Here is a 16177-nt window from a genome sequence, read left to right as displayed (position 1 = left end):
GCATGGCACCGGCAGAAGCGTTCCGTAAGGCTTCTTGGCTAACCACTGATTTTAATGCCTCCATCTGGAGCGTAAATTTCAACGGTGATCCTATCCTGCTCAACTGGAAGGTAGCCCTAGACAATAATTCATACCTTACCGATGACGAAAACTTAGATCTGTTGAACGGTCTTAAATACTCCCTTATTGGCGCCACGCGAAATAGCCTGGTTGAAATGGCCAACTCCCAAAGTGTTGAGACATTAAGGAGGAAATTTCACGCAGCGGTAGGTGTCATTGACTGTCTGCTAATTCACGCGACCGAGCTTAAACTTTTAAGTGCAGGGTTGGCAGGTTTGTCTGAAGGCGATATGAAATGGATACTGAACAAGCTGTCTTCAGAATCCTCCGTGGCCGAAGCGCTGTATGATTGGTCAGGGAAATTGTGTGAGTATGCTCAAGTCCTGTTGAATGAGATCCCAGGCGCGACGATATCTTCCATATTGGAAGAGAATCCGTCGATGTTAGAGATAAGTTCTACTCAGCTCGAGTCTAACGAGCTTGATGTTTCCGTTGAAAATATTCCACGTATCCGGGCCGCTTTATATTATAAAGGCCACTACGACGGACATAGAGGTGCTGGCTATACGGTAAACTCCGTACGTATCTCAAACGAGATTTACAAAAATACGATCCGTGGCGGCATGGCCAAACCGAGGCATGAAATCCTCAGTTTCTATCCGCTTGGAGAATCCTATAAACGTGAGATGGAGGGGGTTAGGGTTACTTCTAGTTCGGGGAGTCTTATGGCTGAGTCCCAGTACAGGCTGTTTTACAATTTCTTATACGGAATGGGGCTGCTTAAAAATCTTGGTATGCCAGGGCCTAGTGAGCGAGTCTTGGATGGAATCAAAGGTTACACGCCAGAGTTAGCCAAGCCTGGTCGCTTTGTGACAGTGCCTTCCGGCACTATTTTTAAGTTATTCAAAGGAGCTGTCGAGTTTCATTACGAGCTTGGCCCTCTCGTAGTTGAGGGGTTTTGCAGGTTGGCTCGATACTGTGACGAGCATGACAAGTCGCTTACAAGCCTAACAGACGAACAGGTTGTTTCAATTATTGGCAGTGATTTGGAGCGTCACGGCGTAACGAAGCTGGGGCTTGGTTGCAGAAATACAAGTGATGTCGATGGTAGTGGTCTTGAAAATCGCAAGGGAGCGAAAGAGGACTATTTTGGGCGACTAAGATCCAATGTAGGCCTGCTTGAACTTGTCTATGTTTATATTGGTGTTATTCAATTTGTTGTTGGTTTGCTTATGGCGCGGCGAATCGATGAGCTTTTGCAGATCCCATCAGCACAAGCATTCGACTCCACGAGTACCTGGCTGATGTTTAGGAGAGAAAAGAGCACAACAAATACGTATGGTCTCCGTAAGTATGATGCTAGGCCTATAGATCCCCTTGCGGTACAGATGCTTGCGCAATTAGTGCGGCTTCAAGAGGAGCTGATTGATGCGGGCTTCTCGGCTGAAGCTCCTACTATTTTCTCTGTTCCTTCTCTCCATGGAAGAAAGGTACTATATTCTGCCACGAAAACAAGCATGAATACCTGTTTCGACTTCCTTTGTGACTACTTCGAGAGTGAAGTTAATGAGGTAGGTCTACGGTATTATGTCAGGCAACACCAGTTGCGCCGCGTGGCGGCTTTGTTATTTTTTCATGCGTATGGCAAAGGACGCATAGATACACTGCGTTGGATTCTCGGGCATAACGATATTGAGCATGCATGGAGGTACATTACAGATGCCACAGATGGCGCATCCCTCCGTGGGGCGGAAGCTCAAATCATTGCTGAGAACTTCTTCACTGGTGATGTGCATAACTATAAATCGTTACGTGCGTTGATGAAGGAGCAGTTCGGAACGGATGATGTGCGTCTTGTAGATCAAGGATCCTTTTCGGAGCATCTAGAGCATTTGATGAGTAAAGGCATTGTCAAATTTGAGCCTGTATTTGTTCTTGGTGCTTATGGCAAGGAAATGCAGATTCTTGTTCACGTAAAGGGGGCGTAATCATGGGTAAGCCTAGGTCGGAAATTCAAGTTCACAATCAGTCAATCAAGGCGCGACAGGTTCTGCTAGAGGACGTACTTGCCGATGTTAAAAAATACGTCTCAAATGAGGTTGTTACTTCCGCTCTAAAAAATCAGGGAGCTTTGGCTTCGCTTTCTTACAAGTTCGATTTGGCTGGCCAGCATTACGCTATCGACTCCACAAGTCTGAACACCCTCAAAAAAAAATCCGATGAATTACTTGGTCATCACGGTTTCGCAGGGCTAGAGCGTCTTAGAGGCGTGGCTAAGGATGCAATTGCCGCGTATGCCGAAAGGGGCAACAAGCCCACCAAGAAGACCAAACATGGGCTGGAGCAAATTAATAGCGAGTTAGAATGTACGGTGGTCGCACTGCGCCGTGCTAATTTCAGATTGCTTCAAGGGCTTTCCACTGCTATCTCCGGAATCAAAGAAACCAGGGATGGTTCTAGTGAGGCTATTAGAAATAAAAGCGCTAGCGAAGCCGTAAATGCACTGTTGGCAATAGTCTCGCTTAATGAGTCTCCTTTTGACGTGATTCCATCTCACGAGAATATCCAGTCTTTAAAGGTAGTACGGAGTGAGTAATTTCCCTGAGCGTAAGCTTTATTCAGTGGTTCCTGAGCTTGAGTTGTTTGACCACAACGCACTGGGGAAGCTCGTGACTAGGGATGCGAGCAATCTGACATTCATCAATTGGCCAAACGGGGCACCCTGTTTTGCCGCGAATCTCTACATGCTTTCCCTTACGGTTCGCCCCAATAGGATGAAGCGTAAAGGGTTAGCGCGTACAGGTAGAAAAGGTGGGACGATAGGTGAGTACGCTCAAAAAATCAGTCAGTTGGTTAGATTCTGTTATGCTTCAAACATTGACTTTATAGATCTATCAGATAACGACTTTACGCGGTTTATTCATCATCTAGGTACGGAGGTAGATCCCAAAAATCTTCGTGAGAAGAAGAAGGCCACACTCACCGTTGTAGACGTTGGGACTGTATGTATAGACTTTCTAAAGTATATTGGAGGGCTTTATGAGCAACCTAATTTCGTCGCGATTGGAGGGCGAATAAAGATTACTGAAAGCGTTACAGTGAAAAAAGATAAGCGTGGTCGTGATTATGCTGTGCATAGTGTTTGGCACCACGCATTTCCACCTGGTGGTAGGAGGCACGAGCGGAATGCGATTCCTGCTGTTCATGTCGACCAGCTCAGGAGCGCTGTCGATGAAATGGGGGGCTCACGGTTCATCAAGATTCGGCGGCATGCATTCATCTCAACATTGGAAAACTCTGGGGCTAGGCTTTCAGAGGTGGCGAGTCTTAAGGTCGTAGATGTCCTGACCGCGTATGAGATGAAGCACCCTATGCTTAGGTTTATCACGCTGAAGGGCGACGACAGCGAGGAAAGAGAGATACCCGTAAATAAGATGTTCCTCAATGAGCTGATCTCATACATTGAGTTTCACAGAGACAAAGTTGTAAGAAATAAATTCTCCAGTGTTAATGATCATGGTTTCGTATTTGTATCATCAGCAACCGGAACTCCGCTTTCAGAAACATCCCTTGGTAACGAGATCGGTTCAGTGCGCAGGTTTGCTGGCATCGAGGAGCAAGCATGCGCACATATGTTTCGCCACTCGTTTATCACGAACTTAGTAATGGAGTTTGTACAGCGGGATAGATATAGGCGCGCAGGAGACTTTGAAGTCAGGTTGCTTTCTGATGAAAGCTATCTTGAGGAAGTTAAGATGTATACCGGCCAGAAATCAATTGCGACTATCATGGGCTATGTACATGCAGCATTCAAGGAGATTGAGGGGTATAGCACTACAGTTAGCAATGTTTTCCTAATTCGAGCCATGGAGCAGTTCGATAAATACTCTCGTAAACTCAGGGCCCAGCTCGGCTCTACCCTTACAATTCAAGAGTATAACGTAGAGATGGAGAAGCTTGAGGCTTTAAGGGATGATGATTTTGCTCGTGAGCTTGCAAGAGAGAAAACGGTCAAAGGAATCGCTCCAATTCTGCCTGGATGCGAATGATTCCGCGAATTCTGGGACGGGTCTATCATTCACGCAGTAGTGTTGAGATACCATGGTTCATAACCAATGGATTTAAGCCTTGGGCTTTAGGTCAGGAGAACGTTTTGTTGCTGCTTACACGCTTCTGGAACCTTATCAGCCCCGACCTTCGCCCTGAGTGGGAGAAAGCGCGTGAACGCGAGTTCATCCTGGCGGCGAACTCCTTGAAGACCCTCAGGGTGACACCGGGGGGCGGGATGTCCATCGATCCTGAAGAACTCCGAGATCAGATAATCGCCTCACGTGAGCAGTTGAAGCATCTTGTCCAAAAACCAGAAGTGCCTAGGAGACCTTTCGAGGCAGCGACAGACCTTCTGGTAGAGCAAGAAGCGAGTCCCTCAGTAGAGGCTCCAGTAAGTGCCATGGACTGTATCGAGTTGGTAGCTTGGCGTCGCTTGCAGACCGGCGCTGCTGTGCGCTACGTGTGCCTCCAGTCTACAAGTACGGGGCGATCCGCTGTCGCTACAGCCAGTCTGTTCACAGAAGCCATAGAGAGTCTCCCTACTTGGGTCGACGGCAATACCAACAGGCAAGTTGCAAATGCCTTGCAGAGCGGTGGACTCCATTGGTACGCGACTTTGAGCGAGGCGATGGATGCCTGGGATGCGGAGCTTTGATGGCTCCACTAGGAGTTTTCACTTACACCAAGGCCCCCACGTTGGCGGGTTGTCCACGATATCGATGGACGTACCGAGCTCGTCTTGCATGTGTTCGAAGACTCTGTCGAGACTTGGATGAGCTTTCGATTCTCGTAGTGCGTTCACTAATTCCAGTAGCTCTCGGCCTTGGGCCACAGGCATTTGGATATCGCAATACACAGTGTCATCGTTGTCTCGTTCCACGTCTTTTCTCCGTCTGCATCAATCCAGCTTGGGCTTACTTCTGGCAGCTCTGTGTGCCTCGAGGTGCTGCATCTCTGATTCCCAACAAGCCATGAATTTATACCAGTCCGCAGCGTAAGGCCCATCTAACAATCTGGTCGACCCGATACTCGCCTGATTGAAGCGCTCCCTCCAGGGCTGGGGGATAGTCTGCTCCAAAATGATGTCGATTCCCGAGTGGTGATACTGCACGGTGACACAATCCCGAAGCTGGTTGAGCTCAAGTGCCTTGTCAGCATGAGGGGAGTCTTTTCGCTCTTGAAGTTCAAGGTCATCAAGAATGGATAAGGGATCGAACGCCTTCGAATCGCCTGGAGATATGTTCGCAAGCATCCACAAAGCTTTTCGTCTCTTGGCCTCCAGTTCGCGGAGTTCATCGTCGGGCATTTGAGTTACCTCTTGTTGGCGTTGATGGCATGCCGCCTGCGGCGTCAGGCTGCCGTGAATCGAGCCCCGCCAAGGCGTGTCTCGCCCCTGCGGGCTCGCATCCCTCATGCCTGCGCGCTCCGCTTGCTTGGTGTCTGAGCCTCTGTGAAGCATAGATCGCAACGCATCCTACCCTCATGATTCGGAGCTCGGCATCGCTATTCGAAGCGTTCTGTTATCGTTCTAAAAGTAATTTAGTCGCTCTTAGTCATCAGCCTTCTGGGGAGCCGGGAATGGACACAACTCGACACGTACCAGGCAGAGCCTACCAAACGGTTCGCGATCCCGAGCGTCTTCTAATCGAAGAGCGTGCCGAAGCTCTAGCCGCCGCAGGCTACCCGCTGCCGAATGATGATCCGGCTATGTTCGCTGAGCAGAGGCTCAAAGAGGCCAAGGAGGCTCGTTCAGCGCAAGTTGTTGGCGTTCCCGAACAAGCTTCAACTCAGAAAGATTTGCGAGGTACGTGAGAAGTGATCTTCGGTCGAAGTAGCCTGAAAATACGCTTTAACTAGAATGTAAACATTCCTGATTCTGCACACCGGGAGGCCGAAATGGACTTGCTAAAGCCCTTGTACGAACAGGACAGGCTTCATCCACACTTTCGCACCATATCTGACGGACGACCCGGCAGGCTTTACCAGCGAGAGGAGCTGCAACGCTGGCTTGATGGATTTCCAGACAGGGATAACAAATTCGTACGTGAGTTTCAGACCACGTTTAACTCAAGCTTTTGGGAAATCTATCTTCACGCAGTGTTCCGCGAGTATGGCTTTGCTTTCGACTGGACTTATCCAGCCCCTGATTTCCTAGTTTCGTCAGCAGACATTACGTTTACGGTGGAAGCAACCACTGCCAACCATTCCATTGACGCTACCCCGGAGTGGGGTAGGCCCATGACAGCGGAGTTCTTTGAAGACGTTGATTTCAATGAGCTCAATCGGGTCGCGATAATCAGGTTGGCCAACGCGTTCATGAGCAAATCACAAAAATTCCAAGATAAGTATCAGCATCATCCGCATGTCCAAGGACGCCCATTTGTCTTAGCAGTAGCACCGTTCGAACAGCCGGGTTTCAACCTCCAGGCCTACCGGGCTATCGAAGCCCTGCTATTCGATTACTACGTAGATGAAGCGGAATACCTGGCTAATCCGGAGCGCTTTCCTAACGGATTAGAGGGGAAATCTTTGGGAAGCGTACAGAAAGATAACGGTGCTGAAATCGAACTGGGGTTTTTCGATTGCTTGCGCTTCAGCCACATTAGCGCCGTGATATTCAGTAATCTGGCCACTTGGGGAAAAGTAGATGCCATGTGCGGAAATCCGGATGCGGTCATATCGTCTGTCTGGTCGCTACCGAATGGCGAGATGAAGCGCACTGTGTCCAGAGGCAACGAAGCCTCAGAAGGGATCACCGATGGGCTGCGTATCTATCACAACCCTTTTGCTACAACGCCGTTGCCGCTTGAAGTATTTCGACGAGAAGGTGTGATGCAGATGTGGGCTGATCCTTACGCTCGATCACTCATAAGTGAACAAGCCGAGAACTGCTTACAGTCCAGGACGGCTATGACTTTCTTCGTAAAGGACGATGATCCCTCTTGCGAGGGCTTATCTGAGAAAATTTAGCAGTGCGCTCTGGCCAATCCGGCTAGGCAACAATTCGCCTGTGGATTGCTTGATATCCTCAACGAATACCGATGCAGACCTTACTCGACCAATCGAAGTCGTGACGGATATGTCAAAAAGCCGTGCAATGGGCTCAACCGCCTACCAAGCGAGCGATCAACCATTTTTTTGTGTTGGGGCAAACTACGGAAGATGCGCTTGATACCCTAGGTCGTCCCAGAACACATATGCTCAGATGATTTCAGGGAGAAGGAAAATGGCAAGTGAATACTCGCTATCAGATGTGCTGGAAAGGATGTACCAAAATCAGCTCGCCCTTGAGGCTGCTCTCATGGAGCTAACCCTCCAGGTGGAAGCCCAAGGACATGCGGAAGTTGGCGACAACGTTCGTGGCACGCTTTACACAATTGGTGAGAACGCTGGCAATATCAAACAGGGGCTGGCCCGGCTCAAAAAACTCCCATGACCCAGCCGCTTTTCGATTTTGATCTCAAACGCGTTTCCCGCACGCATTACATCACTGGCAAGGCTGCGATCAACTTTCCGCACGCTGGAAGCACCACTGGCGGATGGCATTTCCTGTCCTACTTCGACCGCGATTCGGGCGTAGCAAAAGTGTCCTTGGCAGGTATTCATTATCCAGATACGACCGATTTCTTTGGAGACGCTGGAGTCATCGACGTAACCGACAAGCTTGCGATGCGAGGCTGGCCAGAAGACGGCAAAAGGCTGTTCATGGCGGATCACTACAGAGCTGCAGCTGACATGGTGATGAAATGGGTGCTAAGTGATTCTAAGCACTGCAACGTCGAGGTCGCTGATTGGTTTCCCTCTTCCGAAACGAAGCAGCGGCTTTTTGAGATCCTAAATTCGGGAAGGCCCAAACTTTTAGATCCCGACAAGCTGCAAAAAATGGAAGCTTGGCTAAGCTCGCAGTAGTCCGAAGGACAGATCTGCATGGCAGCCGGCGTATTGCGTTTTAAGCGGGAGCAATGGATATGCGCAAAAAGTCCCAGTCGTGGTTTATCCCGCTCCTGATTCTTTTTGCCGTCCTGTGGGCAATGGGGAAAAAAGACACGCCTCAAACCCCGGTAGAGCCGAGCGCTCTGAGCACGCTAGTATCAACCACGCCGACGTCTCCATCCCCACCCACGCCGACCTCCGCAACTGAGCAGTTCGTGAGCGCTGATAACCTCAATGTCCGGGATCAACCAGGCGGAAAGGTCATCTCAAAACTTAAGCGCGGGGAGAAGGTTCAAGTTTTTGAGACCCGAAAGGATTGGGCGCGCATCAGCATTGATGGTCAACCTTCAAAGTGGCTTTCGTCCAAAAGCCTGTGCAGCGGCTCAGACTGCTACGTCGTCTTAAGGCCAAGGCCAGCGATTCAGCCGAAACAGCCTGCTCGCCAACAGACCCCAGCTTACGGTTCATCCTGCCCCTGTTCCTCTGGGAACGTGTGTATCGGGCCTCGCGGTGGTCGATATTGCATTACCTCTGGCGGTAACAAACGATACGGTGTCTGATCTGCTGTTCACCATTGAGACAATCTGCAACGATCACACCTAGTTACAGTCCAAAAGGACACATATGCCAGCGTTCAGAGGATGCACTGATGAAGGTGTTCATAAGCTCCGTAGTAAGAGGATTCGAGCAGTTCAGAGCCGCCGCCAAAGACGCGGTAGAGACACTGGACATGAAGCCGGTCATGAGCGAGCACTTCGGAGCGCGAACCTATTCCTCGGAGCACGCCTGTCTGACAGAGGTCGACCAGTGCGACGTTTATATCCTGATTCTTGGCGCTAACTACGGCTATGAACCTCAGCCAGGGCTCTCAGTTACGCAGCAAGAATTCCACCAGGCAGTGAGCAAGCGTAAACCGATTTTGGTCTTCATCCAGCAGACTGACTTTGACGCGAAGCAGGCCGTGTTCGTCAACGAGGTGTCTGACTACAAACAAGGTTTTTTCAGAGCCTCATTCTCAGATCCCCAAGAGCTGTTGAAAGCTATTGTCCAGGGCTTGAGTAGAATGGAGAAATCCAAAAGCGCAATTTCTGAGAAAGCCTTTAACGAGCGCATCACAGAGGCATCAAGCTCTCGCTCCTACGGCGGTCACTCCTATGCGCCACAGCTTGAGTTCGCGTTTCTGCCACAACCCGTTGAGCAGCACGCTGTGCATGGAGCGGCCCAACGCCGTGATGAGATTTTCCATAGTTTCCATAACCTGGGCTTGGCGAAGTTCAAGCAAGGTTACGAAGACTGGGATGACAAGTTGTTCACAGGACTGAAGTCCGGAGATACGTCTTGGCGCGTTTTTGACGACGGGCTCGTCCTTTTGGAAACTGACGCAAGTGTGCCAGTCGAGGGGCGTACGGCTGGTCTCTATTTCGTGTCTCCGACCAACCTATCAAAGCTAATTATGTCCTGCTTCGAGGTGTCTGGATTCAACAGCGGATGGTATCGCATTACCTTGAAGAATTTAGACATGGCGAAGATAGAAGAGCCGCCGGCGACTGCCCCCAGCAGCTATTCGATGCCTATGCGCCGTGAAAAGCTCGTTAGTGAGTCACGACTTTTAATCCCTGCCACACGGCCCATCGTGGAGCAATGGATACAGGAAAGCATCGTAAGAATGGCCAGAAGTTTGGCTTATTGATCAGTGACACCCGTGCCTCTGTCATTTTGAGTCAAGGGGAGCGTTTAATCGTCAACGTGCCACAGGCGCCCAACAGTGCTTCTGGGTAATTCCAGGTGCCGGCAGACCTCTGCCTGAGAAAGACCTTCTGCCTTTAGTTTGCGTACTGCCTCGAGCCTTTCTGCGGCTGCGATTCTCTGTGGTGTGGTGATCTTCTGCGGCTCGCCAGGCAGCGCTTCATCAAGAACTCCTAGCCGCATGAGTTCTATCATCGATTCATTCAAGACAGAGCGTGCTGTCTTGCCCTCATCGGCTGCGGCCACCAGAGTGAGCAGCGACAAAGGCGTTAGGCCCAGCGCATGAGCCAGATCCGCACTCAGATCAATAGTCGGTGTCGTCGTCGCAGCCTCCAAGCGGCTTATGTGAGCCTGGTCAGCTTGATGCTGGAGGTCTGCTTGCGATAAGCCATTTCGAATCCTCAGCCACTGTAGCGTCGCCGCATAAGCCTTCCGCAGGGACATCCAACCTACCTCTCCCAAAAAGAGACGGTATGACGCGTTTGATAGATCCCACACAAATGCATATAATCATATCGGTGGGATTTCTGGCTTGTTGCCCGGTATTTTGCGTGTTCGCAGAGCCTGATTTTTGGGTTCGCACCATGAGGATCATCAATTTATGGGTAATTCTTCGGAGCATGAGTTGCTCCGCGAGGGTGAGATATCGTCCTTTGGAACAGAGCTACCTCAAGCCGAAATAGAGGCATTGGTGTCGGATCGTTTCGGTCGGAAACCATACTGTTTGGTCGAGGATTGGCTGATCTTTCATGTGGACGAGCCTCCTGAATCGCTCGCCAGGGTGCGCGCCATAGGCCTGCAGACAATGTTCCTTTATTCCCATTGCGTGACCTACGACAGCCAGGGCCGGTTCCCTCCAGGGGGCTGGGTACGCTCGACCCTGTGTAAGTCGTTCGACGGCGTTTGCCTGTTCGAGACCCGGAATACGGTGTACGCCTTGGTAGGCAAAGGGCGCGAGATGACCGCATCGCTCAAGACAATATTCGGCTTATGTTAATCGCAGGCGCTAAGCAGGCCTGCTCCACACGAGATGCACGATGTTCAGGATTAGCATGCAAGACCAGGCCGGCCCGGTGGGTATGTTCGGGGACGGTCTCGCTCACTTCCACGCCATGTCGCGATCCTTGGTTACTCATTGGTATCACGTCAGTCTCAAACGCCGGCATGAGGGACGGTTCGTAGCTTATGAAGAGATGCTGAACGATGAGCCTCGCTTGGTGGAGCTACTGGTCTCCCAAGACGAGAGCATGTTCATTCAAGATGTCCAGGTCGTTACCCCGGCATGGATGAACAAAGGGTCAGGCTGGAAGATGGAAAAGCTGAAATCGCTCTCCATGGGGTTCAACCAGGCAGAAGTGCCGATCTGTGTTCTGCACGTCGAGAATGGTGATGTATACGTCAATACCCATCAGTGCGACCTCGATGTCGATGCCTTGGTTGGGGTCAGGGAGCTATATCGGCGCAGCGCTGCAACCACCGGCGTAGCCTCAGCGTCGGAGGCTCTGTAGCTATGGACGACATCAATACCGTCGCAGTCGATTTACACGAAAAGCGCTACTCGGACTTCGACCTTCTTCGCATCGCCAAAGCAGTGAATCAAGACTACGACGGGCTGGTCACGGCCTACCTGGTGAATGTCCATATTCATGCGTGCAGTGCTGTTGGTGTGGTGTTCGGTCACATTTGCCCTGGGCCGTACCAACGATTTGCAGATGGTCGGCTGATTCGGACATCCGACATTCAGTCCGTAACGAAGGAAGGCAGTTTTTGGGTGATCAATACGGTCAACTCGAAGTACGTCATTGCGACGTTCAGGCGGGACGTCGGACGGCGTAGCTTGCGTGAGTTCATGCGCATAGCGGGAGACAGGTATCTGCCAACGCCGGATCGCCTCCAGTAGCTCTGAGGTCGTTGTTTTGGGCTTGCCCCGCCTCGGGGATGGCTGTCTTTTACCAATCCCGCTGTTGCGGGACTTGGCCCCTTCGGGCTTCCATCCTCAAGTCTCCAGCCCTGCTTGGGCCTAGGCGCTCCGCTTGCCATTTCGGACGCCAGCACATGGTGCCTGCTCGATTCCCTAACCGCTGGCCATTGAATCCGGTCTCCGAGGTTTTGTCCGCTTCCTCGGGAGCAGATAGTTATTGGACACTTTCAGCGATATCGTATGCTCGGTTCCCTATGCTTAGCCAAGGACGTGTGGCATGCCGAAGATCAAACCACTGGATATGAAGCTAATCGACCTTCTTTTCGAGATGGAAGGGGGTTACGTGTTGGACTTCTCAGACCGCACCATGTCCCAGTTCTTCCTCGGAGAGCTGGAGATCGATATTGATGATCCGCTGTTCGCTGCGGATGGCACATCCAAAGCTAGGCGCCTGCGTAGCTTCCTCACGCTTGCCGATATACCGACTTGCGTGCGAGCGCTCAAAGCACTCTGGCAATATCGTCAGGCTGCGCTGGCCAACCAACACAAAGATGAACCTGTGGTTAACGCCGAGGGGCGCTTCCTGACGTTGATTCAAGGCTTGGAGTCCGGCTCATCTGCCGACGTCATTAAGGGCGATCCGTTCGCAGCTGTGCGTCAGGTAAATGTTGATCAGGCGGCTCAGTTGAAGAGGGCCCTGTTGGACATTCATAAGCTCGCTCCTCAAGCACGTGGCTACGCATTCGAGACGTTCCTCCAGCAGCTGTTTGAGGCATCCAACCTCCAACCTCGCGCACCATTTCGGAATACGGGGGAACAGATAGATGGAAGCTTCCAATGCCGAGGGGACATCTACCTTGTTGAGGCGAAGTGGGTAGTGAACCCTGTTGGTGCAGGGGAGCTGCACATCTTTCAAGGCAAGATCAGCCAGAAGGCAGCTTGGACACGAGGTGTTTTTATCAGTTACTACGGATTCACTGACGTTGGGCTGGAGGCATTCGGGCGCGGCAAGAGCTTGATATGCATTTCGGGAAAAGATATCAACGATGCTTTAGACAAGCACATACCATTTGCGGATGTAATCGACCGCAAAGTGCGGGCGGCTGCTGAGACAGGTTCAGTATTCGTACCTTTGGATAAATTGTTCTAAGCCCATGCGGCAACGCTAAATTTCATCAGAGGCTCCAATGTACCTAACCATAATGAAGCCCGAATTGCTTCAGGACGTTGCATCGCTCGGTCGTGGTCTTTGGATTGTAGAAGGCCCTGATGGCCCAGCGCTCGTGGTCAAAGCGGGCAAAGAATTTATCCTCGCCGCACGTGAGAAGCGCGAGCTGAAGTTCTATCTTGCACCATACGAGTCTGATGAGGCGCAAGGCCTGACGCTGTTGACGGCCTGCTTTGATGATCCGATTAGTCCGCTGACTATTAAAACACCTCTGATGGGTAGCGATCCTTTTACAGAGGGCCTGAAAAGTCTTCCTGACCGTTTTAGCGTCTGTTTTTTTGATGAACACAATCGCGAGCTTCTGAGCAGTACAGCGCACGCTAGCCTTGAAGGGCTCCGAAAGTATGCAAAGGGTGTCAATCCCTTGGGGAAGGAGCACTGGCATCTCATGATGGAGCAGGCAGATCACTGGTTCGGCTTTACGACTAGGGAAGATGACAGCCGAGCAATAACGTTGACGCTCTTGGAGGATCTATTTCCAAGCGACTTCCTGATCACCGACCTCACTCGCCAAGGCTTCCAGGGTTCCAGAGGTTTCTCGAATACTCACCTTGAGCGACCGGAGCCAGGACACCTTCAGGAGCTGGATATCATCTATCTGCTCCAGCGTGCTTACTCTGCAGAGCAAATCATCCATGGGCCAGTGAAAGTCTCCGATGGGGAAGAGCTGACAGATGCTGTTGTTTTGGGGGCGGAGGTCACGCTGTTACTGCAGGCTAAGGACAGCCCAAACACCGCTGAGATGATGGGGACAAAGCTTGAACGAAAGCGCAAGAAGGCCCTGAGTCAGTTGAAAGGAGGCCTATCGCAGCTCCGTGGCGCAGTTTCAACTATCGAGCGTGAGGGAAATCCCGCGCTGCGGCTTGTTGATGGTACTCCCCTCAAAATCGATCTTGCAGCACGTCCCCTTGTAGGAGTCGTGGTGGTAAAAGAGCTGTTTAGCGACACCTATGAAGAGTACGGGGCCATGATCTTGGATTTCATGGACGATGTAGGTGTTCGTGTGTTGGCATTTGATTACAACGAGTTCGAGGTTATGACGAGGCACTGTCCCTCAGAGCAGGCACTCCTTTCGGCATTCTGGCAAATTTCCGAGTGCGCGGTTGAACAGAGGATCTATCCCAGACTTCGCTTTACTGAGCTACCCCCACGCTGATTCACCACCATGGCCAGCCCATGACGCGTAACCTCAACGAACTCCAGCACTGAACTATAGGTTTAGATGTCACTTCATTATCGAAAAGGTTAGCGATCCGCAACAGTGCCCTGCCATCACTGAGCAAAGACACCGGCGATAATCCTTGCATCGAGCAACGCGTGGTGAGGCAGCTCTTCACCCTCGCTAGTCGGAGTAAGTGTCGTTGCGTCAGTAGGGAAATTACGAACGATTCTGGGCCATCGTTCCTCTTCATATACCAGGTCGCAAAAAAGCTCCCAATCGTACTGAGGGGCATCAGTGACGATCTCGACCTCCTTTTTGAACGACGTCAGAAACCTGAGCAGCGATATTCTGGCTTCAACAATGGGCAATGCGTAGCTCCCACCCCACAGCTGCGGAAGCACGATTTCCTTTACGAAATCACTGCAGTCTTCTTCTTTCCAAGCATCGAGCAATTCCACGTAGAATTCGCGCCCATCCTCAGCCACCAGTGCGAGTGATATCAGCTTCGCAGCCGCTGAGAGCTTGGTAAACTCACAATCAAGAAAGACCCTCACCTTGTTAGAACTCCGTAATGACTAGGGCTCGCTTGGATATGGCGCAGGAGGGGCAGCTATGGGAAATGGCCCTCGAGCATCTTGGCTCAGACGGACTCCTCCAAGCGGTCATAGAAATGTGGAGCCGCGCCGCCCCTCCACCCAGACCATTGGTTGAACACCTGTCCACCAATGAGGTGAGTCAGGAAGTCTTGAGCATACTGAAAATTGCCCAGCAGCGGGTAGGTGCCATCGTGCCAGGTCGAACGCCTGATGCAGGCACAGTCACGCTGTACGCTCGTCACGCTAGCAACTTAGTTGATGGGCTCATTACACTGCTGCCAAAGGTGAAGCTTTCGCAAGCCTTGAGAGGCTCTTGTCTTGAAATCGAACTGGGGATTTGACGTCCGCACAGGCTCCACGAATACCAGTCAGCAACAATCCTATTAAAACTTGCCCAGCGAAATGCGTCCTTTTGAGATGTTCTATGAGCTCTGATTTAACTGAAGAAGAAATGCGTCATGCCCTTTTCGGCACACCTCAGCCAGAGGAGCAAGTTTCTACGCCGCTAGTGCCGGAGCCCGTGGAAGAAGTTGTGCTCGCCAAACCGCTGGTCGCTCCAGCAGCGAAGAAGAAAGTGGCAAAAGCATTTACGCCTAGGCTGAAGGTCACGCTTCGGGTTGGAAACGAATTCGAGGGGAAGATGCATGAGTTTATCCACGAGGCCGACACGTTGAGCTCGTTGCTTGCTGAGCAGGAGGCTGTGAAGGCTGCTAGGAAAAAGTACAAGTATGTGGAAGTGGTATCGGTTAAATCGATGTAGACGCGCCAACTAATCTGGTTGGGCGAAGGGGCGACCCCTGCCTGGATCATTGATCAACCAGCTTGCCTGGCCGAAGGGGCCTTCAGATCGCTCGCGTGTAGCTGCTCTTGATGCCATTGGCGCTGATGCTATAGGATCAGAACAGGAGATGGCATTCCTCCTTTAACCGCCTTAGAGCTGATGATGCCTACGTGAACCCTGGACAGGGTGCGTAGGTGTGTCTCCCTGTCCTCCAATTAAGGACAGGCTATGATCTTATTCTTCGAGTTTCCCTTTTCCTTCAGCGCGAGCTGCTTGCCAGTTAGTCCACTCAGATCTGATGAGGAGGACTCTGCGTGCTGAAGTCATTATTCGTCATTGCCGTTGGCGCTTCACTTGGAGCCTGGTTGCGCTGGCTGTTGGGCATGAAGCTGAATGCTCTTTTCCCGACGATCCCGCCAGGTACTGTGGTCGCGAACATGGTTGGGGGCTACATCATCGGCCTGGCCATCGCCTTCTTGGCCGCTTCTCCCACCCTCAGTCCAGAGTGGCGTCTCCTTATCATCACGGGTTTCTGTGGTGGGCTTACCACCTTCTCTACATTTTCAGCCGAAACGGTTGCCTTGATTCAGGAGGGTAGACTGGTTTGGGCGCTCGGCTCAATTTCGTTGCATGTCTTAGGCTCGTTAGCGATGACCGCTGCCGGGCTTCTGTCCTACCAAATGATTGGTACTCGCTGAGG

General features: G+C 51.4%; 19 protein-coding genes, 1 pseudogene and 1 riboswitch. Of the genes and pseudogenes, 16 read left to right on the top strand and 4 right to left on the bottom strand.

The window, feature by feature from the left end:
- Window positions 1-2: 2 nt before the first annotated feature.
- Genes DBR46_RS18150 through DBR46_RS18140 form a run of 3 tightly spaced genes read left to right on the top strand, consistent with a single transcriptional unit; the run spans window position 3 to window position 4109 of the window.
- A complete protein-coding gene (locus DBR46_RS18150; protein ID WP_124527279.1) occupies window positions 3-2048 on the top strand; it encodes an integrase in 2046 nt (681 codons plus the stop codon).
- Window positions 2049-2050: 2 nt separating this feature from the next.
- Complete coding sequence (locus DBR46_RS18145) at window positions 2051-2656, top strand: hypothetical protein (protein WP_083375559.1); 606 nt, start codon at window positions 2051-2053, stop codon at window positions 2654-2656.
- Entirely contained in the window at window positions 2649-4109 is a 1461-nt protein-coding gene (locus DBR46_RS18140; protein ID WP_096143898.1) for a site-specific integrase, read from the top strand. The genes DBR46_RS18145 and DBR46_RS18140 overlap by 8 nt, the downstream gene beginning before the upstream one ends.
- A gap of 674 nt (window positions 4110-4783) precedes the next feature.
- Here the strand turns inward: DBR46_RS18140 and DBR46_RS30575 are convergent.
- Window positions 4784-4990 (bottom strand): hypothetical protein, encoded by a 207-nt coding sequence (locus DBR46_RS30575; RefSeq protein ID WP_096143897.1) that lies wholly within the window; start codon window positions 4988-4990, stop codon window positions 4784-4786.
- An 18-nt stretch (window positions 4991-5008) separates the two neighbouring features.
- Window positions 5009-5416, bottom strand: a complete 408-nt coding sequence (locus tag DBR46_RS18125) for a hypothetical protein (RefSeq protein ID WP_096143901.1) — start codon at window positions 5414-5416, stop codon at window positions 5009-5011.
- A gap of 590 nt (window positions 5417-6006) precedes the next feature.
- On the opposite strand from DBR46_RS18125, the gene DBR46_RS18115 reads away from it, so the two are divergent.
- The 6 genes and pseudogenes from DBR46_RS18115 (at window position 6007) to DBR46_RS18090 (ending at window position 9733) form a co-directional block, all read left to right on the top strand.
- Entirely contained in the window at window positions 6007-7080 is a 1074-nt protein-coding gene (locus DBR46_RS18115) for a hypothetical protein (RefSeq protein WP_032861748.1), read from the top strand.
- A 34-nt stretch (window positions 7081-7114) separates the two neighbouring features.
- A pseudogene (locus tag DBR46_RS30690) lies at window positions 7115-7290 on the top strand (NAD-dependent dehydratase); the annotation flags it as partial.
- Window positions 7291-7336: 46 nt separating this feature from the next.
- Window positions 7337-7546 carry a hypothetical protein gene (locus DBR46_RS18105; protein WP_096143896.1) on the top strand — a complete coding sequence of 70 codons (210 nt, stop codon included), beginning with the start codon at window positions 7337-7339 and terminating at the stop codon, window positions 7544-7546.
- Window positions 7543-8019, top strand: a complete 477-nt coding sequence (locus DBR46_RS18100; RefSeq protein ID WP_124527278.1) for a hypothetical protein — start codon at window positions 7543-7545, stop codon at window positions 8017-8019. Before DBR46_RS18105 ends, DBR46_RS18100 begins: the two co-directional genes overlap by 4 nt.
- A 53-nt stretch (window positions 8020-8072) precedes the next feature.
- Entirely contained in the window at window positions 8073-8603 is a 531-nt protein-coding gene (locus DBR46_RS18095) for an SH3 domain-containing protein (RefSeq protein WP_305955599.1), read from the top strand.
- Window positions 8604-8692: 89 nt separating this feature from the next.
- Window positions 8693-9733 carry a DUF4062 domain-containing protein gene (locus DBR46_RS18090; RefSeq protein WP_096143894.1) on the top strand — a complete coding sequence of 347 codons (1041 nt, stop codon included), beginning with the start codon at window positions 8693-8695 and terminating at the stop codon, window positions 9731-9733.
- Between the two features lie 44 nt (window positions 9734-9777).
- Here DBR46_RS18090 and DBR46_RS18085 read toward each other — a convergent pair whose 3' ends face one another.
- Window positions 9778-10233 (bottom strand): helix-turn-helix domain-containing protein, encoded by a 456-nt coding sequence (locus tag DBR46_RS18085; RefSeq protein WP_096143893.1) that lies wholly within the window; start codon window positions 10231-10233, stop codon window positions 9778-9780.
- A 157-nt stretch (window positions 10234-10390) separates the two neighbouring features.
- Between DBR46_RS18085 and DBR46_RS18080 the strand changes: the two genes are divergently transcribed.
- From DBR46_RS18080 to DBR46_RS30570, 5 genes are all read left to right on the top strand, one after another.
- Window positions 10391-10786, top strand: coding sequence for a hypothetical protein (locus tag DBR46_RS18080; RefSeq protein WP_007246714.1), 396 nt, complete (start codon window positions 10391-10393; stop codon window positions 10784-10786).
- Between the two features lie 40 nt (window positions 10787-10826).
- Window positions 10827-11297, top strand: coding sequence for a hypothetical protein (locus DBR46_RS18075; RefSeq protein ID WP_096143892.1), 471 nt, complete (start codon window positions 10827-10829; stop codon window positions 11295-11297).
- Between the two features lie 2 nt (window positions 11298-11299).
- Window positions 11300-11689, top strand: coding sequence for a hypothetical protein (locus tag DBR46_RS18070; RefSeq protein WP_017337052.1), 390 nt, complete (start codon window positions 11300-11302; stop codon window positions 11687-11689).
- A 298-nt stretch (window positions 11690-11987) separates the two neighbouring features.
- Window positions 11988-12860 (top strand): restriction endonuclease, encoded by an 873-nt coding sequence (locus DBR46_RS18065; RefSeq protein WP_124527277.1) that lies wholly within the window; start codon window positions 11988-11990, stop codon window positions 12858-12860.
- 52 nt (window positions 12861-12912) lie between these two features.
- Window positions 12913-14094: a hypothetical protein gene (locus DBR46_RS30570; RefSeq protein ID WP_256659331.1), complete on the top strand. Its 1182-nt coding sequence runs from the start codon at window positions 12913-12915 to the stop codon at window positions 14092-14094.
- 116 nt (window positions 14095-14210) lie between these two features.
- Here DBR46_RS30570 and DBR46_RS18050 read toward each other — a convergent pair whose 3' ends face one another.
- Window positions 14211-14654 carry a 3'-5' exoribonuclease gene (locus tag DBR46_RS18050; protein ID WP_096143180.1) on the bottom strand — a complete coding sequence of 148 codons (444 nt, stop codon included), beginning with the start codon at window positions 14652-14654 and terminating at the stop codon, window positions 14211-14213.
- Between the two features lie 466 nt (window positions 14655-15120).
- Here DBR46_RS18050 and DBR46_RS18040 point away from each other — a divergent pair, with 466 nt between their 5' ends.
- Together DBR46_RS18040 and crcB are read left to right on the top strand one after the other, a co-directional pair.
- A complete protein-coding gene (locus tag DBR46_RS18040; RefSeq protein WP_096143182.1) occupies window positions 15121-15456 on the top strand; it encodes a hypothetical protein in 336 nt (111 codons plus the stop codon).
- Window positions 15457-15591: 135 nt separating this feature from the next.
- Window positions 15592-15653, top strand: a riboswitch (Fluoride riboswitch).
- Between the two features lie 138 nt (window positions 15654-15791).
- Window positions 15792-16175 (top strand): fluoride efflux transporter CrcB, encoded by a 384-nt coding sequence (crcB, locus tag DBR46_RS18035; RefSeq protein ID WP_096143183.1) that lies wholly within the window; start codon window positions 15792-15794, stop codon window positions 16173-16175.
- Window positions 16176-16177: the final 2 nt, after the last annotated feature.

The organism is Pseudomonas sp. KBW05 (genome assembly GCF_003852405.1).
In the GTDB taxonomy this organism is placed as follows: Bacteria; Pseudomonadota; Gammaproteobacteria; order Pseudomonadales; family Pseudomonadaceae; genus Aquipseudomonas.
The sequence above is the reverse complement of the archived record's forward strand: the minus strand, read 5'-3'. Positions and strand labels throughout refer to the sequence as shown.